Below are 23,094 nucleotides of genomic sequence, written 5' to 3' on the forward strand. Positions count from 1 at the left end.
ATCATCCTCCATTAAAATAAAGCGGCGCGTTGGTAACAATGCGCCGCTGTTATGTTCTAATACCTAAATACCTTTCTGTTTAAACTCACCTCAAACCCCACTCCACCATGTTTTTAGCAATAGTTGGCATTATTATTCTTTTTGTAGGTTCACTGGTAAAACGTTCTCCCGAGCCTGCCGGCAAATTTGGCGGCATTATTACTGTTATCGGCGGGATTATAGCGGTGTTGGGCTTGGGGCTGTCATCGGTAAAGGTGATAGATTCTGGCCGTGTTGGCGTACAGGTATTGTTTGGCAAGGTACAGCCGGATGTGTTGGAAAGCGGACTGCACATTGTAAACCCTTTAGTAGAAGTTACCAATTTTGATGTGCGCACCCAAAACTATACCATGAGCGCCCAGCACAACGAGGGTGATATAGCCGGAGACGATGCCATACGGGTGTTATCATCTGACGGTCTGGAAGTTACGGTTGACCTTACGGTACTGTTCAACGTGCGATCTAACAAGGCACCTTTTATATTACAAAGCATCGGGCCGGATTATGTGAATAACATTGTGCGTGCAGTAGCAAGGACCGCCATACGCGATAACGCCGTTAACTACGCTGCTGTAGACCTCTACTCCGTAAAAAGGCAGGAATTCCAGGACAGGATAAACCGCACCATTGCAGCCAGCTTTACCAAACGCGGCCTGGAACTGGAGCAGATATTGATCCGTAATATCTCCTTGCCATCTTCAGTAAAAGCCAGTATCGAATCGAAGATAAACGCCGAGCAGGAGGCCCAGAAAATGACCTTCGTGCTGCAGAAAGAACGCCAGGAAGCCGACCGAAAACGGGTTGAAGCACAGGGAATTGCCGATTATCAAAAGATACTTTCTACCGGATTATCTGATAAACAATTACAGTACGAAAGCATACTGGCACAGAAGGCGATTGCACTCTCGCCAAATGCAAAGGTTATCATCATCGGCAACAACAAGGGGACGCCAATATTGCTGAGCGACAAGTAATTATATGGACATTAATTTCACGAATTAGGCGAATTTCACGAAATAGCTTTAATTCGTGAAATTCGAATTTGTTAGTGGCAATTCGTGTTTATTCAAAATACCCCGCATACCCCGCCGGTATCTCTTTTATCGGCTTTATCATGATATCCTTATAATAAACTTCGGCGGCTTCGCTTTGTAGTTGCAGCTTACCGTGTGTAAGTGGTTTTATTACGTCGCCATCTTTAAAGCGGGAGTTTTTTAGGGCCATTACTACTTTGCCGTTTACGATGTGCAGGCTTTTATCGCCGTAGGTAATCAGCTCAATTTCATTCCATTGGCCAATCGGTTTATCCATTTTGGCGCCCGCCTCGCAAAAGCCGCCATTGCCTGTAGAGCCGCCGAGGGGTGTCCAATGCCCGTTCGAGTTGAATTTGTAGCTGCTGTCTTTCAGCGCTTTAGCATCTGCCATAGAGCTTGACTGCGACCAATAATCGCCGGTGCTGTTCTCTACCACCTGAAACTCCTGGCTCAGCATCCAGGTACGGAACCACTCTACACCACATTTGCCCTGCGAGTGGTATAGTAACCCGCTGTCTTTCAGTTCATCCAGCCTGGGCACCCATTTTTTGGTGCCCCAACGGAATTTCAGTTTCAGGTGATAATTGGCAAAATCCTGCTTGGTAAATATGCAGCCGTATATCTCGCCGGTAATTTTTAAGATGGGCTGCCCATCTTCCATCACTACCGAGAACACATTATTTTTATTCACATTGTACCCTATAGGTTTGGTTTCCAAACCATTGCTATCTACAGGCGGCTTACCTTTGTAGCCTACTTTGTGGTAAAAGCTTTGGTAAGTTTCCCATTTACTGAGGTTTTTATCCAGTAGTGGGGTCCACTCTGAGGGTAGTTGGAACGACGTGCCCGAGAGCAGCAGCACCATCAAACAAAGGCAGGCGGATATCTTTTTCATGTGATAATTTATGTTTACTAATTTGCGTAAATAAATCCGTGCGGGCACCATCAACGGGCTAAAATACCGGAGTAAAATCGGTGTTTTTCTTTAAAAATCTAAGAAAATCTTAGCCTTTCTCTAAAACCCCAACATTACCCCGGCGCTGATTTTATAGCCCTTACGGTCCACCCCGTTTAGTTGCGTTTTTTCGGTTTGGCCCGAGGTCAGATACAACTCATCCACCCCTTTCCCGGTTTGCCAGGTAAAGTAACCTGCGCCAAAAACCACATCGATATTTTTAGTGATGGCATATTGCAGGCCCGCGCCGGCATCCAGTCCGTAACCCTTGGCGGTATGCCGGTAGCTCACCGGGTGTTGGAAAGACGGGATAAGGTTCCAGTCGGCTTTGGCTTTATAATCAGCCTGGGTGTAAGTGACGCTCGCCGAAGTGCTCAGTTTTTTTGTGAGCCGCAGTTGCGCCAGTGCCTTCACGAAGGGGCCCTTCCAATCGGTATCGTACGTGCTGTTCAGGTCGGCAAATTGGCCGCTGCGGTCATACAGATGCAACGATTGTTTGCCGGCGCGATAGCCTGCGTAGGGCGTAAGCGAAAACACATCTGTGTTTATCAGTTTATACCCGAGCCCGGCGATGATGGCCCGGGTGAAGCCTTTGTCTGCATAGAACAGTTGGTTGTATGCCGGGTTGCTGCGGTTATCTCCGTTGTAGTCGTTATCGCGCACGGTGCCCGATTGTATAGCCGTCCGCTCGTATCCGCCGGTAAGCAACAGCCTGCCCCAAAAGTTCCATTGCAGGGATGCCGCTACCGATTGCCCGCCCAGCTTTTTCCATTGTAGTTCCGAATAGATATTGGGGTTCTGCCCGTCCTGGTTTCCGGCTATCGACCATTTGAAATCCTCACGCTGGTAACCTGTGGATATGCTAAGCTGCAGTTTATCCGGCTGACTTTGCGCATGGAGAACCCCGGCACAGGCCAGGGCATACATAAGGGCAATAAGCTGTTTCTTCATCAGGTAAATAAAAGGATGGTAGTGGTTTGGCCTTGGCAAACCCTAAATGTAAAGCTAAAGCATTTTTTGGGATTGCACGCTATATCATGTCGATGGGGCTAAAACCGGTGGGGGGGGAGGGTAAAGATTTCCAATCGCACGAGCCGCCAGCGCATTATTTTCAAAAGTGCTTGGCGCTATTTCTTATCCCAAAGCCTTTTAGAGACTACTTGCTCTATCACCTGTTCGCGGTAGCTGCGGCTGATAGGGATGCGGCTGCTGCCGATGAATATTTCACCCGCTTCTATGCCATCTATCTTACCAATGGCTGCGATAAAAGATTTATGCACCCTGATAAAGGCATTGTCGGCGAGTTTTTCTTCGAGAACTTTGAGGGAGAGCATGGTAACGTATTTGCCCCGCGTGCTGTAAATGGTAACATAATTCTGCATGCCCTCTACATACAGGATCTCATCGAAGAGCACCTTTTCGTACTTGCTGCCGCATTTGATGAAGAAGTAATCTTCGGCGGGTTGTTGATTTTAGGGGATCGGCCTTAGCGTGACGATAGAATCCGCTCCAATCGCTGGTGATGCCGAACATCTTTTCGGCGTTGCTGCCGGCCAGCCAGGCACTCACAAAGTATCCCGGAACAATAAGGAACGACGACACGATGATGGCCAATGCCAAAAAAAGCATATACCAACCATAGCGCCCCTCTTGTAAGTACCGGGGGATAAGGAAATACAGGTTAAAGTAAACGACCAACGCGGGAAAAAGCACATAAAAGAAAGATTTAACCCAATACACAGAAAAAAATATATCCTGCGCTGCCCGGTAGGGGCTGTCGATAGCCAATGCCCACAGTACGTAGTTATACATCATCCAAAATGGGATATGGTACAGTTTGTACTTGATGAACCAGTTTTGCTGCGTGGTAACGGATGCCATGATGGCTAAAGTTACGGCTATTGTATTAATCTACGCAGCCGGGTAGTTAAACCAACCGTTTTAATTGACGAGATGCATGCGGCAATGGATAAGCAGCAGGTAAGGCACTACAGCCTAACTAAACCAGTGCTTTGGGCTTATAAACGCTGGTGGTCAATTGGCTGTAGCTGTTCGTCAACCCGGTTCTTTTGGGGCGGGCGCAAAAATTTCTTTTGCAGCATGAAAACATTAATCGCGTTGCTTATAGTCATGTCGTTCGGCACCGCCGCTTACAGTCAGGTAGTCGGCAAGTTGGTTTCTGCGGATGGAACTGCAGTGGATTTCGCCACCGTATCGGTTTTAAGGAGCCCGGATAGCGCGGCGGTCCGCTCGGCATTATCCGACGGGAATGGGGCGTTTAGCTTTACAGGGATATCCAACGGCAGCTATATCCTGAAGGTGACTAGCCTGGTCCATATCACCTGGTCATCAAAGCCCTTTGTAATTACCCCCGCACAGCCTGGATATGATGTCGGTACGGTGGTGTTGGCAGCTGCCAGCAAGCAACTGGGCGAAGTAATCATCCGCTCCAACAAGCCGCTGGTGCAGCAACAACCCGGGGGATTGGTGGTGAACGTGCAAAACAGCCTGATGGCAAAAGGCAGCACGGTTTTGCAGGTGCTGCAACGCTCGCCGGGCGTGGTGCTAGATCCGCAGCACAGCGGCATCAGCCTGAACGGCAAAAGCGGGGTGATGGTAATGCTGGATGGCAAGCTGCTACGCCTCACCACCGAACAGGTAACGGCTTTACTTAACGGGATGACAGCCGACGACCTAGATAAGATAGAGCTGCTAAGCACTCCCCCTGCCCGGTACGATGCCGACGGCAACGCAGGCCTTATCAACATCGTGACCAAAAAGAATAAGAAACAGGGAACCAGCGGTTCGGTAACGGCATCTGCAGGCTATGGCAAAGGCGAAAAAGGCTCTGCCGGCCTTAACCTTAACCACAACAGCGGTAAGCTAAGCCTGCGCGGCTCTTATGACTACGCCCACGACCGCAGCTACTCCCTGCTGCTTGCCGAAGGTAGCGAAGTAGTAGGCATCCTTGGCGGACAATCCGCTTTCCAATATAACGGCGAGAGCAAGCCCTTTACTACTTACAATGGCATGGGTGCAGGTTTGGATTACCGGGTTTCTCCAACCCTTACCGTAGGCGGGGCTTTGAATTATGCCATCAGCACCAATGATAATAACAACCATAATTTTGGCAGCTACTTGCTGCCCGATACCACCCTGGCGTTCGATTCGCAGTTGGTCGGCAATAGCCGTACACACTACCTGCACCCCAGCCTTTACCTGGAGCAAACTATCGGCAAGGACCAAAAGCTGAATATCGATCTGGATTATTTCGGCCATTATAACCGGGGACTAACGCAGGTGCAAAGTGATTTCAGCAACAGCGTGTTTGGGCAAAGGCAACGCAATTTTGCCAATGCCGATATAAATGTTGGCGTAGCCAAAATAGATTATACTAACCCTTTCAGTAAGGTGCTGCGGCTGGAGAGCGGCCTGAAAAGCACCTACACACGCAGCCAAAGTACCGCCGGTATTGAGAAATTGGTAGATGGCAACTGGGTTAATATAGGTGCCGGCACCTCGAATGATTTGGCGACGAAAGAGTTTATTGGCGGCGCATACGCCATCCTTAACTGGCAAGCCGATAGCCTCACCAACATCTCGGCCGGGGCGCGGTACGAGTATTCGCGCAACAGTACCAACCATTCGCTCGACGCAGCTTACCTGATAGACCGGAAGCTGGGCAAGCTGTTCCCAAGTATTTTCCTTACCCGTAAGCTTAACGCCACCGACGAGCTGCAGCTTTCCTACACCGAGCGTGTTACGAGGCCCACCTTTGCCGATTTGGCCTCCTACGTTTCTTATAACGACCCGGTTTCCGTTTTTACCGGCAACCCGGCTTTAAAACCCACCATCACGCATAACCTGAAACTGGCTTATAACCGGCAGGATTATTTGTTCTCTGTTTTATACAGCAGGGACATCAACCCCATACAGGGCGTGCAAATTATGACCGGCCCCACCCCCGGCCTGGTGTACCTAATGCCCGAAAACGGCGATTGGCAAAACAACTTTCTTTTTCAGGCCACTATCCCAATAAAACCTGCTGCATGGTGGGAGATGAGTTACGGTTTCGTAGGCGGGCTGCATCAGTATAAGGTTAGCTATTTTCCGCAGCCGCTACAGAAAACGTATTTCAGCTATAACATCAATTTTTCGGAAAGTTTTAAGCTGCCGCTCCAATACGCAATCGAGCTATCGGGGTATTACAACTCATCGGCTTATGACAGCAACTCCGGTTCAAGCCCTAATGCAGCTATCAACCTTGGGTTCAAAAAAGAATTGCCTAATCAAAAAGGTAGCTTTCAGCTAAGTGTGTCGGATTTATTCAGTTCGGTTATTTATCGTGCTAAAATCGGCCAACTTACTACCGATGCTTTCAATACCGACGTACGCGTAAGCTACCAGCCCGAATCGCGGTTTTTCCCCATCATTAAGCTTTCCTATTCGCGTGCGTTAGGTACCAACAGCAAAGCCTCCCGTAAAAATAAAGGAACAGACGATGAGCAGAAGCGGCTTTAAGAAGCTGTATGAAAATGGTTTATTTTTTCGTAGAGACGCAATATTTTGCGTCTCCCGCCATGTAAAACAGATAGGCAGGATGGGATTTACAAAACGAAGACGCAAAATATTGCGTCTCTACGGTCTATTCCGCCCCGGCGAGGATCACAACTCCCTTTCCGCCATCAGGTATTTCCAAAGGGGAATAGCCAGCACCGCCCCCGCAACCGGCGCAACTATATTAAGCCAAAAATGCGCTAAATGCCCCGTTACGATTGTAGTTCGGCCACCTATTTCCTTATGCCAGGTGGGTTTGAACAAAGTTTGCTGCGTAAACCTTAATCATTTCCCGCACCCGCCTAAACTCGTCCATCACCTCCTCGGGCGTGCCGCTTGCTTTGGCCGGGTCGGGGAAATTATGGTGAAAGCGTTCCACCTTGCCGGGGAAGTATGGGCAGGCCTCGTTCGCATTGTCGCATACGGTAATCACATAATCGAAGGGGATGGCCAGATACTCATCTACATGGTTGGAGGTATGCCCGGAGATATCAATGTTGTCCTCGGCCATTACCTTTATGGCTTTGGGGTTTACGCCATGGGTTTCTATACCCGCGCTATACACGTTTGCTTTGCCGTCTGCATAAAAACGCAGGTAGCCTTCGGCAAGTTGGCTGCGGCAACTATTGCCGGTACATAATACTAAGATATTCTTCATGTTATAAGATTGGTTTTTATTCTACTATAGCCGATAACAAATTCCCGGGAACCCCAGGTAACGTAAAATTTAAAAAGCTTTCCTTAAACGGTCTGCCAATTCATGCGGCAAAGGGCTATCAATGATGGCATGAGCAGCCTTTTCAATATCGTATTCAAAACGGATAAATTCTACGTGTACACTATCTCTGGCCGTAGCTGCACTGTCCTGGTTAATGGTTAACAAAACGTAACAGCCTTTTGGGTTGCCATCTTTTGGCTTACCTATAGAACCAACATTTATGGCACGATAGACTTTGTCTTCCGAAATAATAATCCTGCTATAGGGCTTATGTGAATGGCCAACGCAAAGTATATCTGCGTTTGCCTCCGTCATCATATCCAGCAAATAGGTTTCATCAAGGTCTTCTAAAACGTATTCGTCAATGCTTCGGGTACTGCCATGAGCCAGCACGATATTCAGTTGATCACTATTCAATTGAAATTCCAGTTTAATTTGTGCCGGAAGCGTGTTAAGGTACCCCCTATTATCCGCAGATACCAACTCATAGGCATAACCCTTGGTTTTTTTATCGTGGTTACCCGCTAGTGTAGCAATGCCACGTTTGCGGATTTCATGGATGACTTCGTTAGGCCAAATGTTATAACCAATCAGGTCGCCTAAACAGTAAACAGCATCGGGCCTGCGACTTTCAAGATCAGCCAGGAATGCTTCAAACGCAGGCAGATTAGCATGTACATCTGAAAATAGTGCAATTTTCATTTACGCAGACGTTAAAGTTTTAGTAGTATAATATTTCTTCCGGAAGTAGAAAGCAAGGTTGACCAGGGCGATCAATGCCGGAACCTCAACGAGTGGCCCTATAACCCCGGCGAAAGCTTCGCCTGAATTGATGCCGAATACCCCGATAGCAACTGCTATAGCTAATTCGAAGTTGTTGCCGGTTGCGGTGAACGCAATGGATGTGCTTTTTGAATAGTCTGCACCAAATGATTTACCTATAAAAAAGCTGAGGATAAACATAATGGTAAAGTAAATTACTAATGGGATGGCAATACGCAATACATCAAAGGGTATCTGCACAATAAGGTTTCCTTTTAAGCTAAACATCACCACAATGGTAAAGAGTAAAGCGATAAGCGTAATGGGAGATATAAATGGAACGTATTTAGTTTGAAACCATTCTTCACCTTTGATTTTTATCAGCGTATAACGGCTTATTACACCCGCTGCGAAAGGTATTCCTAAATAAATACCTACGCTTTTTGCAATCTCTGCAATGGTAATATTAACGGCTAGACCCTTTAAGCCAAACAGCGGCGGCAATACCGTAATAAAAAGGTAAGCATAAACACTATAAAGCAACACCTGGAAAATGCTGTTCAGGGCAATTAAACCGGCTGCGTATTCGCGGTTGCCTTCGGCCAGCTCATTCCATACCACTACCATGGCAATACAACGCGCAAGGCCAATTAATATCAAGCCAACCATATAGGCGGGATGGTCGCGCAGGAGCGTTATCGCCAACACAAACATCAATATCGGCCCGATAATCCAATTCAAAATGAGCGATGCGCTCAACACCTTAGTGTCTTTAAAAACTTCGCCCATGTTTTCATATTTCACTTTGGCAAGTGGCGGGTACATCATCAAAATTAAGCCGATAGCCAGGGGTATGTTGGTTGTCCCGCTCGAAAAAGAGTTGATAAAACCCGATGATGATGGTATAAAGTAACCGATACCTACTCCGATAGCCATGGCCAGGAATATCCATAAGGTAAGGAAGCGGTCAAGAAAACTTAACTTTTTTCGTTCCGCTACCGGAGCGCAGTTGTTTGCAGACATAATTGTGTATTTGTTGAATCTATAATTCTTTTTCCATGACGATTGCCGACACCGGGCACACGTGGCTAAACTCCGACGAGATTTGTATCGCTGTAGGCACCTGCGCGCGATCGATTTGTGCGTAGCCTTTATTTTTGAAATAATCGGCAGCGGTTTCTGTGAGCAGGTATAAGGCGGAAAGCCCCTTTTGTTTGCCGGCTGATTCCACCTGGCCGACGAGCTTGCCTGCAATGCCCTGGCCCCTGCGGCTGGGTAGTACAGCTACCGAGCGCAGCAAACCATAATTGCCGTAAACTTCCATGCCAGCCACACCAATTATTTCGCTGCCTTCTATCGCTACAAAAAAATCTGGAAGGTTTTCCGACAGATCGTCCACAGGTAAGTTTTCGGCCGTCAAAAGAGCTATTGCTTCTTTTTGATAAGCGGCTGCGTTTTCGATAGTCATTTTTTTGTTTAACAGCAGCCACCGCCGGGTGTACAGCATGCTGCCTCCGGCGAAGCCAGGTTTATTAATTTGATTTTTGGTTTTTCGGCAACCGGGGCGCAGCATTCTTCGCCTTTATCGTTGGTGCCGCAGCTCCCCCCGCGTTCCTGGGCCTTGCATTGTACCGTATCGGGTCGCAGATCAATCAGCAGATTGTCGCCGTCTACGATGAGGTTGTTCGGGAACATTTGCCGGGTATCGAATTGCGAATTGCCGAATTCTATCTTCACCGTTCCATCGGCTTCTAATGGCAGCATTTTTTCAACCAGGGTTACGATAGATAGGGCCTTAGCCACTTTCATCGGGCGGGCCTGCGTCTCATTATCCGGCACCCATAATTGTACAATAATTTCCGTCCATTTATTCATTACACCGCCGCAATCTACAGATGTTATAGGCGCTTGCTTTATCTCGGTGATATGGTATGCGGCATCCACCAGTTTATCTTCGGCGTAGCGGAACTGCAGGTGCAAGTCCGGGTGTTGTACTAACACGTCCTTAAAAGTTTTCCAGGTTATAGCTTCTGTTATATTCATTGTAATATTGCGATTGAATTGTTCAAAAAATTTTTAGCAGCAATTATTCTTGTCGGCGTATGATGCAAACAGGCTGTTAAGCTCCCTTTGCAGCAGTTTCCATGCGTTGGGCTCAATGCAATAGCAAACGCTTACGCCTTCTATGGTGCCCTGTATCAGTCCGGCATTTTTCAGCTCTTTTAAATGCTGCGATATGGTAGCCTGTGCCAAACCCAGTTCTGTTACAAAATCGCCGCAGATACAGGCATTGGCCCTTATCAGTTCCTGCAAAATGGCAATGCGTGCCGGGTGTGCAATGGCTTTTAACTGTACAGCAAGCCGGTTTTGCTCTTCGGTATATATCTCTGATTTGGTTGCGCCCATTATTAATCGCAATATTACGATTAATAATCGTCATATAAAAAAATAATTATGCAATATTTTGTAACAAGCCGCAACCCCGGTAATCCTATTATACGCTATACAGCCAAGGTCTCATAAAGCTGTAAGTTATTGTGAGGGCCCGCACCTTAAGGGTTCCGTTAAAAAAATCATAAAAAACAAAATGTCTGATTCAATTCTCCAATTCTGGTGGGGGTTGCCGCTATGCGCCGCCCTTTTTGCGTACAAATTTGTATTGCAGGTGTTTTTTGGTATGATCATCGTTCCTGATGACCGCATTGGTTTAGTTGTTAAAAAATTTACCCTTTATGGGGACAAGCGGCTGCCGGATGGCCGTATCATTGCCGTAAATGGCGAAGCCGGTATGCAGGGCAAGCCACTTGCCCCGGGCCTTTACTGGCGCATGTGGCCCTGGCAGTATGCCATTACCATGGAGCATTTTACCGTTATCCCGCAGGATAAGCTGGGCCTGGTGAAAGCAAAAGACGGCGCGCCTATGGATAGTGGCCGTGTACTGGGTAAACCGGTACCCTGCGATAAGTTCCAGGATTCGCAGGCCTTCCTGGAAAACAACGGGCAAAAAGGCCCGCAGGCGGCCTTCTTAACGCCCGGTAGTTACCGTATCAATACCTTTCTGTTCGAGATAGACATGGTGCCTATCACTAGGATACAGGAAAATAAAGTAGGTATTGTAACCACGCTGGATGGTGAGCCTTTGGAAAAAGGCGACATTGCCGGTGGCTCGGTTGCGGGGCACCGTAACTACCAGGACCCGATGGCTTTTATACAAGCCGGCGGCCGCAAAGGCTTGCAGGAAGACGTTATCCTTGCCGGTACCTATTACCTTAACCCATGGTTTGCCGTGGTTGAGCAGGTAGAGATGATACATATCCACATTGGTTATGTAGGCGTGGTGAACTCCTTCGAAGGCCCTGAAGGTAAGGATACCAGCGGCGTAGGTTTTACCCATGGTAACATTGTAAAGAAATACGACAAAGGTGTTTGGGACGAGCCTTTAGACCCGGGCAAGCACCCGGTGAATATTTACACCCACTCGGTAGAGATTGTTCCTACCACCAACATTGTGTTGAACTGGGCGAACAGCCGTACCGAATCGCACGAGTTGGATAAGCATCTGTGTACGATCAGCGTAAGGTCGCACGATGGTTTTACCTTCAATTTGGACGTATCGCAGATTATCCACATTCCGCGTAACGATGCGCCAAAGGTTATCGCCCGTTTCGGTAACATGAAAAACCTGGTATCGCAGGTGCTGGAACCTACCATAGCCAACTACTTCCGTAACTCGGCACAAAAAAGTGGTGTGATAGAGTTCCTGACCAACCGGTCCGACAGGCAGGAAGATGCCCGCGCGCAGATAGGCAAAGTGTTGGGCGAGTACAACGTGGAAGGTGTGGATACCCTGATAGGTGACATTGTGCCACCGGAAGCGTTGATGCGTACCCTTACCGACCGTAAAATTGCCGAGCAGGAACGCGTTACCTACGAGATACAAAAGAGCGCGCAAATAGAGCGTAAGGAATTTGAAAGCGCCAAAGCAGGTGCCGATATGCAGCCGGAGGTTGTAAAATCGACCCGGCAGGTAGAAATCAATACCCAGATGGCAGCTTCTAAAGTGGCTGCTGCAAGGGGTGATGCCGAATCGAGAGTGATCAACGCCAAAGCCGATGCGGAAAATAAAACCATTATTGCCCGTGCGGATGCCGAAGCCAAAACCATTAACGCCAAAGCCGACGCTGCTGCTACCGAAATGAATGGTAGTGCCGAAGCCGGTAAAATTAAGGCTATAGGTTTGGCCGAAGCCGAGGTTACCAAACAAAAAACCGAAGCCATGGGTACCGAACAATACGCCATAGTGCGTGTAGCCGAAACCCTGGCCATGAACGGCATAAAACTGGTGCCTGAGATATTGATAAACGGCCAGAACGGCGGCGGAAACGGTATGATAGATGCCCTGATAGGCAGCGAAATGCTGAAGAAGCTGCAACGCGAAGCCGACGTAGTGGACATTAAACCAACTAATGATGCGGTGTAATTAACGGATCAGCGCAAGCTAGTGATTATTGCAAAGGGAGGCGCTGGGAACTGCGCCTCCCTTTTTTATTTCCCCACCACGTCATTGCGAGGCACGAAGCAATCTCTACATAGGACAATCCGCCATGCAAGTCGCCTTGCTTATTGGGAGATTGCTTCGTTCCTCGCAATGACGCGCTGGTTAGAGTGGTGGTGATGAGCTTGCCTCCTTATCCGCCACCACGAGATTAGCGTAGCGTATCTCGTGGTGGTCATAGGGCAAGCTTCCAGCTTGCGTCAGCTGGAAGCTAACCATGTGCGAGCCACGGGCTGGAAGCCCGCGGCAGCGAAGAGGTGAAATGCTTGCCGCCCTACCCAAACAACAACCCGAACACCTCCTCTATCCGGCCCACCACCTTTACATCGATGGTGTAGCGCGATAGGTCAAGCCGGTTTTTGTCTTTGGCGCCCGAGGGCATGTTGTATTTGGAGATGAATATCTGCTCGAAACCCAGTTTCTGCGCTTCGGCAATGCGTTGCTCTACGCGGTTTACGGCGCGGATTTCGCCCGAGAGGCCAATCTCGCCCGCGAAGCAGGTTTTTGCGGGAATGGGGATATCTTCGTGAGAGGAGATGATAGCAGCGGCAAGACCCAGGTCGATTGCCGGGTCCTCCACGCGGATGCCGCCGGTGATGTTGAGGAATACATCCTTCGCGCCGAGGCGGAAACCGCAGCGTTTTTCCAGTACGGCGAGCAACATGCTCATACGTTTGGTATCGAAGCCGGTTGCCGTACGCTGCGGCGTACCGTAAGCAGACGTGCTAACCAGTGCCTGGGTTTCTATCAGCATGGGGCGCATACCCTCCAAAGTGGCAGATATGGTGATGCCGCTCAAGGGTTCATCGCGTTGCGATAATAATATTTCTGAAGGGTTGGAAACCTCGCGCAGGCCCTCGCCCAGCATTTCGTATATGCCCAGCTCCGATGCCGAACCGAAACGGTTTTTGATGGTGCGCAATATGCGGTACACGTGGTGGCGGTCGCCCTCGAATTGTAAAACGGTATCCACCATGTGTTCCAGTATCTTTGGTCCGGCTATCATGCCATCTTTGGTGATGTGGCCAATTAAAAACACCGGCGTAGAAGTTTCCTTGGCAAAGCGCAGCAGTTCGGCGGTACACTCCCGCACCTGCGATACGCTCCCCGGCGTAGATTCTACATGCGCCGAATGCAGGGTTTGGATGGAATCGATAACCACTAAATCGGGCTGTAATTCTTCTATCTGCTTGAAGATGTTTTGCGTGGAGGTCTCGGTGAGGATATAGCAATCCGAACCGATTTCGGATTTCGGATGTTCGATTTCGGATTTATTATTGCTGCCCACTGCTAACTGCCCACTGCCCACGGTGGTTAATCGTTCCGCCCGCATTTTTATCTGGTGGTCGCTTTCCTCGCCCGATACGTAGAGTACTTTAATGCCCGGCATATTCAGCGCCAGTTGTAGCATCAGGGTTGATTTACCGATGCCCGGCTCGCCGCCTATCAACACCAATGAGCCTGCAACGATGCCGCCGCCCAGTACCCGGTTGAATTCTTTATCGGGCGTAAGCAAGCGGTGCTCTTCTTTAACAGTAATATCAGCAACCTGTACCGGTTTATTAGCTCTTACGGATGATGCCGGACTAGCCTTCCAGGCGGGTACGGATGCGTTGGCTTTTTCCAAAACCTCCTCTACCATGGTGTTCCATGATTGGCATGCAGGGCATTTACCCAGCCACTTAGGCGATTCGTAGCCACAGCTCTGGCAGAAATATGCGATTTTAGTTTTAGCCATTGTTCAGATATGCAGATTGCAGATGTGCAAATATGCAGATTATTATTGAATGCTAAAAAAAATAGCAATTATTGGCGTGGACGTTGCGTTTAAAATAGTTGGTGAATAGGAGGCACCTACGGAGCCTTGTGTCTTTCTTCTGCTATCCTATAAACACGATACTCCTCCGGAGTGTTTTGTTCGAATTGGTCTTACGCTCCGTTAGGAGCATCGTGTTTATAGAAATTAAAGTACTGTTGTGGGCTCCGTAGGTGCCACCTCTTTAAAAACGATTTTCCGGCAATTATTGGCCGTAATCGAAATGCAGTTACCCAATAACTTTGATATTTATTCGCTACGCAAGCTTTTAACCGGGTTCATCGCCGCTGTTTTTATGGCCTGGAAGCTGATAGTGAATAGTGCTACGGCTATTACCGCAAAACCAACTATGCCAAACACCCACCATTCAACGGTGATGCGGTACGTATAATTTTCCAGCCATTTGTAAGTGATATAGCGTGATAGCGGAACAGCTACCGCGATGGCAATAATAATCAACTTCAGGAAATCTTTAGACAACAACGCTACGATGGATGCAAGGCCCGCGCCCAGCACCTTGCGGATACCGATTTCTTTTATACGTTGCTCCGCTGCAAACACGGTGAGGCCAAACAGCCCCAAGCAGCCAACAAAAATAGTGAGTCCGGCGAAAAACAGGATGAAACTTGCCACCCGCTGATCATTCTTATACAAACGATCTATCGATTCGTTCAGGAACGTGTACTGAAAGGTACCCTCGGGTTCGTATCCCGCAAATAATTTGCTCGCTTGCTGTATAACGGCCGAAGCTTTACCTGGCGCAACTTCTATAAATACGCTAAAGTAACGGTCTTTGGGTTGATACCGGAAAATGAACGGCTCGATATTTGCGTTAAGCGGTTTGTAATTGAAGTTTTTTACCACGCCTATAATGGTGCCTTTTGCGCCCCAGAATGTCACTTTTTTGCCCACGGCGCTGGTGGTACTGTAGCCCATCCGCTGTGCTGAAGCTTCGTTGATGATGAAATTGGCGGTATCATTTGTCATTTGAGGTGAAAAGTTGCTACCGCTTAAAAGCTTCATGCCCATTGCCGGGATAAAATCCGGATCGACATTGGCTTGCGTTATCAGGAACTTATCGTCTTTTTGCATGCCATCCCAATCCACGTAGCTGGTGTTTTCGTCGTTTGCCAGTGACAAGGTTGCCAGCGATGTTGCTTTTACGCCGGCTATCTTATCCAGGTCGCGTTTATACAAGGCCGCCTTTTCCATGAGTTTACCGCTGAGGCCAACGCGCAGCACCTGTTCTTTATCAAAGCCCAGGTCCTTATTGCGCATAAAGGTGAGTTGCCGGTACATAAAACACACGCAGATGATCAGTGTGACCGAGATAGCAAACTGCCCCACAACCAGCGTTTGCCTGAAGAATTTGCCGGCGCGCACCGTTTCGCTTGTTTTAAGTACCCTGGAGGGGTTGAAGGCAGATAGTACGAATGCCGGGTACGAACCTGCCAAAACGCCTACGATAACGATGAACCCAACAAAGAAAGGGATAAGCATGGATTGGGATAAACCGGTATCGATATTGGCCCCGGTGAAACTATTAACCAGCGGCTTAAAGATGGCAATTAAAATGATAGCCACGATACCTGCTATAAAAGCCAATGACAGCGATTCGATTAAGAATTGAAAAATCAGCTGCTTACGCGATGCCCCTGTAACTTTGCGTACGCCAACTTCAACAGAACGTTTAAGCGAGCGGGCGGTTGACAGGTTGATAAAGTTTACGCAGGCGATGATGAGTAACAGTAAGCCCACACCCAGGAATATACGGATGTATTTGATGTTGCTCCTTTTGCCCCAATCGGTTTTGAAATCAAACTCCGAATACAAATACTGGGCTTTTAGCGGTTGCAGCAGCAGCAGGTCGGCGGTATCGTTATTATAGGCATGCAGTCGTTTGGCCAATTTAGCTTCCAGCGCTGTTACGTTTGTGCCGCGTTTTAGCTGAATATACGTGTGGTAATTGTTGCTGTTCCATTTGTAAGACCACTCGTCTGTTTTAAACAGGTACGCCAGCGGCAACAGGATATCAAATTGGATGCTGGAATTTGCCGGCACATTTTTAGCGATGCCTGTCAGTTTAAAATCGTACTGGTTATTTAGGCGAAAGACCTGCCCGATAATATTGGGGTTACTGCGCCAATTGGCCCCGAAATATTGTTCCGCAATTTTTTCGGTTATCACAATCCCATCGGTACCGTCCAAAGCCGTGCTGGGGTTACCCTTTATAAGCGGGAAATTAAATACCTTGAAAATGCTGTTATCGGTCAATTGGATGCTGGCTTGATCGTGCACCTGTTGCCCGTTTTTAAGCGAGCCGCCCCAACTGCAGAAGCGTACGGTATTGGCTATCTCCGGGAAATCTTTTTGCAGTGCCGGTGCCAGCGGCCCGGGGGTTACGGCAACATTGTACATAGTGCCGGCCTGGTTTTGCTTTTCGGTGATGCGGTAAATATGGTCGATGTTGTTGTGGAAGGTGTCCTGCTGCCATTCGTCCCATACGTATAAGCTGATAATGAGGCAACAGGCCATACTGATAGCAAGCCCAATGATGTTTACCGAAGAGAAAACGATGTTTTTCCGGATGTTGCGAAACGCGACTTTTAAATTAAACAGCAGCATAATGATATCAATAATAAGATTTGCGATAGCGACCGGATGATTGGCGTCAATACAGATGCCAATACGAAAATCGGCGTAATTAAGCTGTTTTTAAAGGGTTGATAGAACGTAACTGTACGATATCGTGCAGTATTTGTTCGCTTGCGTGCAGATTGGCTGGGTTTTTTGGCGCAAAAATACCTGGGCTGTATTTCCGGTGCGCTTATTTCGGCCAGGGGAATTTCGCCTGTTCTTTTGGAATCGCCGGAGGGTTTTGGAATGTGGTTTCCAATTTTGCTGGTTTTTTTGCCGGCTTTAGTGCCGTATGCCGGTATATGCTATCCAGCCAGCGGATAGTATTAAGTACTGAGTCGCCAGCGTGGAAATCCCTAACCAAGCGGCGTTTGCCGTTCTTCCAATAAACAATCAGCTCATAAGTAGGGATATCCGCTATATGCCTGTCTACGATGGCGTCTACGCTTTTGAATCTAACCGATGCCAATTTGCGATTAAGCGTGTTCCAGGTTGCGGTATCAATAGTGCCTTCGTAATAATTAAGGTTGCGGATACCTGGGCGGCCATAATAGGTTAAATGCAAGGTGCTATCAATTGCGGTAGCCGCACCGCCAGTACTCCAGTAACCGGAATGGGCAACCTCCACTTTTATGATTTCATTGATTCGTTTTGCCGGTTTATGGCAGCCTGACAGTGTTATCGATAAAACCAGAATGGCAAATTTTCGCATGAAAAACAAAAGGTATAATACTAGCCAAAAAGAATTAAAGCTTCTTCAAACATCCGGCCCGTCTCACCTGCTTAGGTGGGTCTAGTGCGGTAAGCTACAACAAATATCTTTAATCTTATTTAATTAATTCTTTCAGGTAGAAATACTTATCAGCTGGCATGTCCATTAAAATTCCGCATTGCTCTACAGCATCATAAAGCTCTGCGCTTATCGGGATAGAAAATTCAAATAGCTGTTCTACGAGTTGCTCTAATGCGAGGAGAGGTTCGCCATACTCGACAAACTCTTCGGCAGAGGTAATATCTTTCTGCGGCAATGCAGTTTCCTTAGCCTTGCTAATTAGCTCTTTTAATGCCCGATTTAATTTTCTGTAGCCAAACACAATATAAAGCTAACGCAAAAAAAGCAGATGCTAATTAAAACATCTGCTCTTTTCATCTGCACATTTATAATCTGCACATCTATAACTTAATCTCTTCGTCTTTGCCCGAGAAGAAGTGGAACTCGGTTATCTGGTAAGCTGGGTTGCTTTTTACCTTTATCCACTGGTTGTACTTAAAGTACCATTTCATCTGGCGGTTAAAGATGCCCTTTTTGATGAATGCTTCAACGTACGGGTGTACTGTAAGCGTAATGTTTTTCTCGTTTTGCTCCTCCAGGATGAAGTTGAAGTTGTTTTCGATATCATCCAGTAACAATACGGTTGGGCGTATAGTGCCCGTGCCATGGCAGGCAGGACAAACCTCGCTGGTAACGATATTCATTTCGGGCCTTACGCGCTGGCGGGTAATTTGTATCAGCCCGAACTTGCTTGGCGGCAAAATGGTGTGTTTGGCGCGGTCGTCGGCCATTTGGGCCTTCAGGTAATCAAACAGTTCCTTGCGGTTGTTTGGCTTGTGCATGTCAATAAAATCGACTACCACAATGCCGCCCATATCGCGCAGGCGCAGCTGGCGGGCAATTTCTTTTGCCGCTTCCTTATTTACCTGGTAAGCGTTATCCTCCTGGTTCTCTTTATTAGCTGTGCGGTTGCCGCTGTTTACGTCGATAACGTGCAGGGCTTCGGTATGCTCAATAACCAGGTAGGCGCCGCCTGCCAGGTTAACTGTTTTGCCGAATGCGCCTTTTATCTGCTTATCCACACCGTGGTGCTCAAATATGGGCTCCTTGTGTTTGTGCAGGCGCACAATGCCTTCCATTTCGGGAGAGATCTCGTGGATGTATGATTTTACATCCTCGTACATGCTCTGCTCGTTCACATAAATGTGCTGAAAATCCGGGTTCAATATATCCCGCAGGATAGTTGACGTACGGCCAATTTCGCCCAAAACTTTTTTGGAAGGTTCGGTGCCGTGCAGTTTGGTTACAAAGGTTTCCCATTTGGATATCAGATCCAGCAGATCCTTCTGCAACTCATCTACACCCTTACTTTCAGATACGGTGCGTATAATTACGCCGAAATGCTTTGGTTTAATGCTCTCTACCACCTTGCGCAGGCGTGTGCGCTCGGTATTGCTCTTTATCTTTTTAGAGATGGATATCACCTCAGAAAAAGGTACCAAAACAACATAGCGGCCTGCAATAGACAGGTCGCTGCTAAGCCTGGGGCCTTTTGTTGAAATAGGCTCCTTAGCAATTTGTACCGGTACAAGCATTCCCTTTGATAAAACATCAGAGATTTTGCCTCCTTTGTTTATATCCGCCTCGAGCTTAAAGTTATCTAAAAGCTTCGATTGGTATCCCCCGCTACGTACTTGTTTGGTGAGCTTTAGCAGGCTTTGTACCTGCGGCCCCAAATCAAGATAATGCAAAAAGGCATCCTTCTCGTAACCAACATCCACAAAAGCAGCATTCAGGCTCGGCATAATTTTTTTAATGCGGCCTAAATACAAATCTCCAACAGTATAATTATTGGTGATGTGCTCTTTATGGAGTTCTACAAGTTGTTTGTCCTGTAATAATGCAATAGTAGCCCCGTTGGGGGATGAATCGATAATTAATTCTTTTATCAATTGCTACTCCATTTCTTAAAACGGTGCCATAGGCACCGCGGGTTGGGAAAAAATAAAACATAAATAGTCCCGCAGGTTGTGCGGGACTTCATAAACTATCGCGATAGCTTATTTTTTCTTATGCCTGTTTTTTCTTAAACGCTTTTTGCGTTTGTGGGTAGCCATTTTATGTCTCTTACGTTTTTTACCGCTTGGCATGATAATAATTTTTAAGTGTGATTTATTTTTTTAATTCTTTTATAAATTCGTCGATACGCTGCGCCTCTACAGGGTCGCCTATCAATTCCTTACATTTTTCATAAGCCGCAATGGCTTCTTTCTTTTGGCCCAGTTGTTTGTAACTTTCTGCCAGGTAAAAGTAGGGCTCAAGCTCTTCTTTTATGGCAATCATGGTTTTAAACCTGGCTACGGCCTTATCGTATTGCCCGCTCTTCATGGCAAACATGCCTAAGTTGAGCAATGCCGAGTGGTTCTTAGGGTCCTGCTTTACTACATCGAGCAATAGAGCAATTCCCTGCATGGGCATGCCGCCACCGTTTACATAAGCAACACCCAGGCCGGTTTTGGCCTCCAGATCGTTTGGCTTTTGTTTGGTGGCATTGGTAAATGCCGTTGCTGCTTTTGCGCTTAAACCTTGCTGTGCCTGTGCATCCTGCGATGCGCGGGTAGCTTCGTTAAAACGGTTACCGGCGTTTACCCAATCGTCAAACTTGCTGGTGCGTTGGGCTACGTCCTGGTAATAAAAAGCTGCCGGTGCAGGTTGCCTTGCGGCGTCCCAAAGGGCAGCAATCTCAAGCTGTAAGTTTGCTTTGTCTGCATCAGATGCAGTTTTCAGCTTTTCTTCCAGCGTGCTTACCTGCTGCGCCTGTTGTGCGCTTAAGGCCGGCCGGGCAATTTCCTCAACCGAAGCTAGTGTCACTTCGGTAGCAGGCTGCGCCGCATCGGCTGCAGCAGCTGGTTTGCTGCCGGCATCCTGGGCTTTTACCAAACCTTTAACGGGTTGCATATACAAATAGCCCATAGTAAGTACTACTATTGCGCATACGGCTATCTGTTTTTTATTCATTGCTTATTATTTGCTTGCTTTAGCGGTGGTTTTGTTGCCGGTGCGTACTTTCTCTACAAAAGTTTTTGCTGGCTTAAAGCTTGGCACGAAGTGCTCGGGGATAATAATGGCAGTGTTTTTTGAGATGTTACGGGCGGTTTTTTTAGCCCTCTTTTTTACTACGAAACTACCGAAGCCTCTAACGTAAACATTTTCGCCGCCTACCATTGAGCTTTTTACTACTTTGAAAAATGCTTCAACGGTTTCCTGCACATCAACCTTCTCGATACCTGTTTTAGAAGAGATTTCAGCTATAATTTCTGCCTTGGTCATATCCTGTTTTCTTTATTTAAAATGTATAAATACTTAACTGTTTTGGGGTTGCAAAAGTATCGCTTTAAATTTAAAGAATAAAATAATTGCTGCATTTTTTTTGCAAGTGCTCAAAACAGGCGTTTAGGGGCTTAAATTATGATACTGAGATGGATAAAGTATCTTTGCAAAACATGGATTTATCTACCGAATTGATTGACTGGTACCAGCAAAACAAGCGCGATTTGCCCTGGCGCAACACTACCGATGCTTACCTCATATGGCTATCTGAAATTATACTGCAACAAACCCGTGTAGAGCAGGGAATGCCTTATTATTACCGCTTTGCAGAGAAATATCCAACGGTTTCGCACTTTGCTAAGGCACCCGAAGACGATATTTTGAAGCTTTGGCAAGGCCTGGGCTATTACTCGCGGGGGCGCAATATGCTCAAGACGGCACAATTGGTGCAACAGCAATATAATGGCGTGTTCCCTACCACTTATCAGGAACTGATAAAACTAAAAGGCATAGGCGAATATACCGCCGCAGCGATATCTTCTTTTTCGGCAAATGAGCCAAGGGCAGTGGTAGATGGCAACGTTTACCGCGTGCTGGCCAGGTTTTTTGGAATAGATGAGCCGATTAATTCGCCAAAAGGGAAGAAGCTTTTTCAGCAATTGGCAGATGAGGCGTTAAACAGGCAGCACCCCGCCCTGCATAACCAGGCTATGATGGAATTTGGGGCCATGCTGTGCAAACCCCGTAACCCGGCATGCGGTATTTGCCCGGTACGCCTGGGTTGCGTAGCGTTTGCAAGCAATGCAACAACCGCCCTGCCGGTGAAATTAAAGACGGTAAAAGTGCGCAAACGTTTTTTTAACTATTTGTTAATTACGGATGGCGGAAACCTGTTGATGAACAAACGTGGCGAGGGTGATATATGGGCCAATATGTACGATTTACCCCTGATAGAAACCGATGGATTGATGGAGCCCGAAGCGCTGCTGCAATTGCCCGAAATAGTTGATTTTTTTGGCGAAAATGCAGTTATAAAGCAAAAAACAACTGTAATTAAGCATATACTTACGCATCAGCAACTATTTATTCGTTTTGTGATATTAGATGTTGCGCCGCTTAAGTTGAAAAAAAACTGGTTTTATACAACCGTTCGGAATACGGAAAATTTAGCTATGCCGAAGACTATTTTTATATTTATAAAAGATTTTTTTAATTTCTAAATAATTTTCCGTTATTTTATGGCATGTCTGGAATTAATAAAGTAATACTTGTAGGTCATTTAGGAAAGGACCCGGAGGTAAGGCATTTGGAAGGCGGCGTGGCCGTAGCAAGCTTTCCCTTAGCTACTTCTGAAACGTTTAACAAGGATGGCCGTAAGGTAGAGCAAACAGAGTGGCATAATATAGTAATGTGGAGGGGGCTGGCCGATGTAGCAGCTAAATTCTTGCAAAAAGGCAAGCTGGTTTACATAGAAGGCAAATTACGCACCCGTTCTTTTGAAGATAAAGAAGGCATCAAAAAGTACACTACAGAAGTGGTAGCCGAAAACTTTACCATGCTTGGCCGCAAAACCGATTTTGAGCATAGTGACAATACGCCCCGCAACGGCTTAAAGCATAATACTGATGCCAACGAAAGCGTCGAAATAGCCGATACAGACGGACTCTCCTTTTAACCCCTATTTAATTTAAACAATGAAGCCCTGCCGAGATGATCAGCAGGGTTTTTTTGTTTGTAGTTTGAATGTTGAACACCGAATGCTGAATACCGAATGATGAAGTTTTTACTTCGACATTCGATATTCAAATCCTCCAACTTTCCTTTCACCCCCCCCAGACAGTTTAAACAACGAAGCCCTGCCGGGATTCAGCAGGGCTTCGTCGTGTGTAGTTAGAATGTTGAACACCGAACGCTGAACT

General features: G+C 47.2%; 22 protein-coding genes. 5 read left to right on the forward strand and 17 right to left on the reverse strand.

All coding sequences use genetic code 11. The features are described 5' to 3' along the window. Positions 1–107 precede the first annotated feature (107 nt). Entirely contained in the window at positions 108–1,013 is a 906-nt protein-coding gene (locus E2R66_RS02200) for a prohibitin family protein (RefSeq protein ID WP_133226795.1), read from the forward strand. Between the two features lie 88 nt (positions 1,014–1,101). Here the strand turns inward: E2R66_RS02200 and E2R66_RS02205 are convergent, their stop codons facing one another. From E2R66_RS02205 to E2R66_RS02220, 4 genes are all read right to left on the reverse strand, one after another. Then, positions 1,102–1,968, reverse strand: a complete 867-nt coding sequence (locus E2R66_RS02205; RefSeq protein ID WP_133226793.1) for a 3-keto-disaccharide hydrolase — start codon at positions 1,966–1,968, stop codon at positions 1,102–1,104. Between the two features lie 120 nt (positions 1,969–2,088). Next, positions 2,089–2,979 (reverse strand): hypothetical protein, encoded by an 891-nt coding sequence (locus E2R66_RS02210; RefSeq protein WP_133226791.1) that lies wholly within the window; start codon positions 2,977–2,979, stop codon positions 2,089–2,091. A 176-nt stretch (positions 2,980–3,155) separates the two neighbouring features. Then, complete coding sequence (locus tag E2R66_RS02215; protein WP_204985847.1) at positions 3,156–3,443, reverse strand: LytR/AlgR family response regulator transcription factor; 288 nt, start codon at positions 3,441–3,443, stop codon at positions 3,156–3,158. Further along, complete coding sequence (locus E2R66_RS02220; protein WP_133226789.1) at positions 3,430–3,909, reverse strand: hypothetical protein; 480 nt, start codon at positions 3,907–3,909, stop codon at positions 3,430–3,432. Before E2R66_RS02220 ends, E2R66_RS02215 begins: the two co-directional genes overlap by 14 nt. Before the next feature lie 219 nt (positions 3,910–4,128). Here E2R66_RS02220 and E2R66_RS02225 point away from each other — a divergent pair, with 219 nt between their 5' ends. Then, positions 4,129–6,549 (forward strand): TonB-dependent receptor domain-containing protein, encoded by a 2,421-nt coding sequence (locus tag E2R66_RS02225; RefSeq protein ID WP_158288320.1) that lies wholly within the window; start codon positions 4,129–4,131, stop codon positions 6,547–6,549. A 277-nt stretch (positions 6,550–6,826) separates the two neighbouring features. Here E2R66_RS02225 and E2R66_RS02230 read toward each other — a convergent pair whose 3' ends face one another. From E2R66_RS02230 to E2R66_RS02255, 6 genes are all read right to left on the reverse strand, one after another. Continuing rightward, a complete protein-coding gene (locus E2R66_RS02230) occupies positions 6,827–7,243 on the reverse strand; it encodes an arsenate reductase ArsC (protein ID WP_133226785.1) in 417 nt (138 codons plus the stop codon). A gap of 69 nt (positions 7,244–7,312) precedes the next feature. Next, on the reverse strand, positions 7,313–8,005 hold the full coding sequence (locus tag E2R66_RS02235; RefSeq protein WP_133226783.1) for a metallophosphoesterase family protein: 693 nt from the start codon (positions 8,003–8,005) through the stop codon (positions 7,313–7,315). Further along, positions 8,006–9,088, reverse strand: a complete 1,083-nt coding sequence (gene arsB / locus E2R66_RS02240) for an ACR3 family arsenite efflux transporter (RefSeq protein WP_133226781.1) — start codon at positions 9,086–9,088, stop codon at positions 8,006–8,008. Positions 9,089–9,107: 19 nt separating this feature from the next. Next, on the reverse strand, positions 9,108–9,533 hold the full coding sequence (gene arsN2 / locus E2R66_RS02245) for an arsenic resistance N-acetyltransferase ArsN2 (RefSeq protein ID WP_158288321.1): 426 nt from the start codon (positions 9,531–9,533) through the stop codon (positions 9,108–9,110). An 8-nt stretch (positions 9,534–9,541) separates the two neighbouring features. Beyond that, a complete protein-coding gene (locus E2R66_RS02250; RefSeq protein ID WP_133226777.1) occupies positions 9,542–10,108 on the reverse strand; it encodes a DUF6428 family protein in 567 nt (188 codons plus the stop codon). 33 nt (positions 10,109–10,141) lie between these two features. After that, positions 10,142–10,471, reverse strand: coding sequence for an ArsR/SmtB family transcription factor (locus tag E2R66_RS02255; RefSeq protein WP_133226775.1), 330 nt, complete (start codon positions 10,469–10,471; stop codon positions 10,142–10,144). Positions 10,472–10,652: 181 nt separating this feature from the next. Between E2R66_RS02255 and E2R66_RS02260 the strand changes: the two genes are divergently transcribed. Then, positions 10,653–12,545 (forward strand): SPFH domain-containing protein, encoded by a 1,893-nt coding sequence (locus E2R66_RS02260; RefSeq protein WP_133226773.1) that lies wholly within the window; start codon positions 10,653–10,655, stop codon positions 12,543–12,545. 349 nt (positions 12,546–12,894) lie between these two features. Here E2R66_RS02260 and radA read toward each other — a convergent pair whose 3' ends face one another. From radA to E2R66_RS02295, 7 genes are all read right to left on the reverse strand, one after another. Beyond that, the gene (radA, locus tag E2R66_RS02265; protein WP_133226771.1) at positions 12,895–14,358 is read right to left on the reverse strand and encodes a DNA repair protein RadA; all 1,464 of its coding nucleotides are present in this window, start codon (positions 14,356–14,358) and stop codon (positions 12,895–12,897) included. Between the two features lie 327 nt (positions 14,359–14,685). Further along, entirely contained in the window at positions 14,686–17,061 is a 2,376-nt protein-coding gene (locus E2R66_RS02270) for an ABC transporter permease (protein WP_133226769.1), read from the reverse strand. 202 nt (positions 17,062–17,263) lie between these two features. Continuing rightward, on the reverse strand, positions 17,264–17,785 hold the full coding sequence (locus E2R66_RS02275; protein ID WP_133226767.1) for a DUF6438 domain-containing protein: 522 nt from the start codon (positions 17,783–17,785) through the stop codon (positions 17,264–17,266). A 115-nt stretch (positions 17,786–17,900) separates the two neighbouring features. Beyond that, positions 17,901–18,167: a MafI family immunity protein gene (locus E2R66_RS02280; RefSeq protein ID WP_158288322.1), complete on the reverse strand. Its 267-nt coding sequence runs from the start codon at positions 18,165–18,167 to the stop codon at positions 17,901–17,903. Positions 18,168–18,246: 79 nt separating this feature from the next. Then, positions 18,247–19,797: an Rne/Rng family ribonuclease gene (locus E2R66_RS02285; protein WP_133226763.1), complete on the reverse strand. Its 1,551-nt coding sequence runs from the start codon at positions 19,795–19,797 to the stop codon at positions 18,247–18,249. A 220-nt stretch (positions 19,798–20,017) separates the two neighbouring features. After that, entirely contained in the window at positions 20,018–20,863 is an 846-nt protein-coding gene (locus E2R66_RS02290; protein WP_133226761.1) for a tetratricopeptide repeat protein, read from the reverse strand. Between the two features lie 6 nt (positions 20,864–20,869). Continuing rightward, the gene (locus E2R66_RS02295) at positions 20,870–21,175 is read right to left on the reverse strand and encodes an HU family DNA-binding protein (protein ID WP_133226759.1); all 306 of its coding nucleotides are present in this window, start codon (positions 21,173–21,175) and stop codon (positions 20,870–20,872) included. Between the two features lie 149 nt (positions 21,176–21,324). Between E2R66_RS02295 and mutY the strand changes: the two genes are divergently transcribed. Continuing rightward, on the forward strand, positions 21,325–22,395 hold the full coding sequence (mutY, locus tag E2R66_RS02300; protein ID WP_240049216.1) for an A/G-specific adenine glycosylase: 1,071 nt from the start codon (positions 21,325–21,327) through the stop codon (positions 22,393–22,395). Positions 22,396–22,418: 23 nt separating this feature from the next. Continuing rightward, a complete protein-coding gene (locus E2R66_RS02305) occupies positions 22,419–22,850 on the forward strand; it encodes a single-stranded DNA-binding protein (RefSeq protein WP_240049217.1) in 432 nt (143 codons plus the stop codon). Positions 22,851–23,094: the final 244 nt, after the last annotated feature.

The organism is Mucilaginibacter psychrotolerans, from assembly GCF_004519315.1.
In the GTDB taxonomy this organism is placed as follows: domain Bacteria; phylum Bacteroidota; class Bacteroidia; order Sphingobacteriales; family Sphingobacteriaceae; genus Mucilaginibacter; species Mucilaginibacter psychrotolerans.

Bases quoted from the DNA above. Each gene is read 5' to 3' on its own strand.
- E2R66_RS02200 (WP_133226795.1), top strand. From the start codon at position 108: ATGTTTTTAGCAATAGTTGGCATTATTATTCTTTTTGTAGGTTCACTG.
- E2R66_RS02205 (WP_133226793.1), bottom strand. From the start codon at position 1,968: ATGAAAAAGATATCCGCCTGCCTTTGTTTGATGGTGCTGCTGCTCTCG.
- E2R66_RS02210 (WP_133226791.1), bottom strand. From the start codon at position 2,979: ATGAAGAAACAGCTTATTGCCCTTATGTATGCCCTGGCCTGTGCCGGG.
- E2R66_RS02220 (WP_133226789.1), bottom strand. From the start codon at position 3,909: ATGGCATCCGTTACCACGCAGCAAAACTGGTTCATCAAGTACAAACTG.
- E2R66_RS02225 (WP_158288320.1), top strand. From the start codon at position 4,129: ATGAAAACATTAATCGCGTTGCTTATAGTCATGTCGTTCGGCACCGCC.
- E2R66_RS02230 (WP_133226785.1), bottom strand. From the start codon at position 7,243: ATGAAGAATATCTTAGTATTATGTACCGGCAATAGTTGCCGCAGCCAA.
- E2R66_RS02235 (WP_133226783.1), bottom strand. From the start codon at position 8,005: ATGAAAATTGCACTATTTTCAGATGTACATGCTAATCTGCCTGCGTTT.
- arsB (WP_133226781.1), bottom strand. From the start codon at position 9,088: ATGTCTGCAAACAACTGCGCTCCGGTAGCGGAACGAAAAAAGTTAAGT.
- arsN2 (WP_158288321.1), bottom strand. From the start codon at position 9,533: ATGACTATCGAAAACGCAGCCGCTTATCAAAAAGAAGCAATAGCTCTT.
- E2R66_RS02250 (WP_133226777.1), bottom strand. From the start codon at position 10,108: ATGAATATAACAGAAGCTATAACCTGGAAAACTTTTAAGGACGTGTTA.
- E2R66_RS02255 (WP_133226775.1), bottom strand. From the start codon at position 10,471: ATGGGCGCAACCAAATCAGAGATATATACCGAAGAGCAAAACCGGCTT.
- E2R66_RS02260 (WP_133226773.1), top strand. From the start codon at position 10,653: ATGTCTGATTCAATTCTCCAATTCTGGTGGGGGTTGCCGCTATGCGCC.
- radA (WP_133226771.1), bottom strand. From the start codon at position 14,358: ATGGCTAAAACTAAAATCGCATATTTCTGCCAGAGCTGTGGCTACGAA.
- E2R66_RS02270 (WP_133226769.1), bottom strand. From the start codon at position 17,061: ATGCTGCTGTTTAATTTAAAAGTCGCGTTTCGCAACATCCGGAAAAAC.
- E2R66_RS02275 (WP_133226767.1), bottom strand. From the start codon at position 17,785: ATGCGAAAATTTGCCATTCTGGTTTTATCGATAACACTGTCAGGCTGC.
- E2R66_RS02290 (WP_133226761.1), bottom strand. From the start codon at position 20,863: ATGAATAAAAAACAGATAGCCGTATGCGCAATAGTAGTACTTACTATG.
- E2R66_RS02295 (WP_133226759.1), bottom strand. From the start codon at position 21,175: ATGACCAAGGCAGAAATTATAGCTGAAATCTCTTCTAAAACAGGTATC.
- mutY (WP_240049216.1), top strand. From the start codon at position 21,325: ATGGATAAAGTATCTTTGCAAAACATGGATTTATCTACCGAATTGATT.
- E2R66_RS02305 (WP_240049217.1), top strand. From the start codon at position 22,419: ATGTCTGGAATTAATAAAGTAATACTTGTAGGTCATTTAGGAAAGGAC.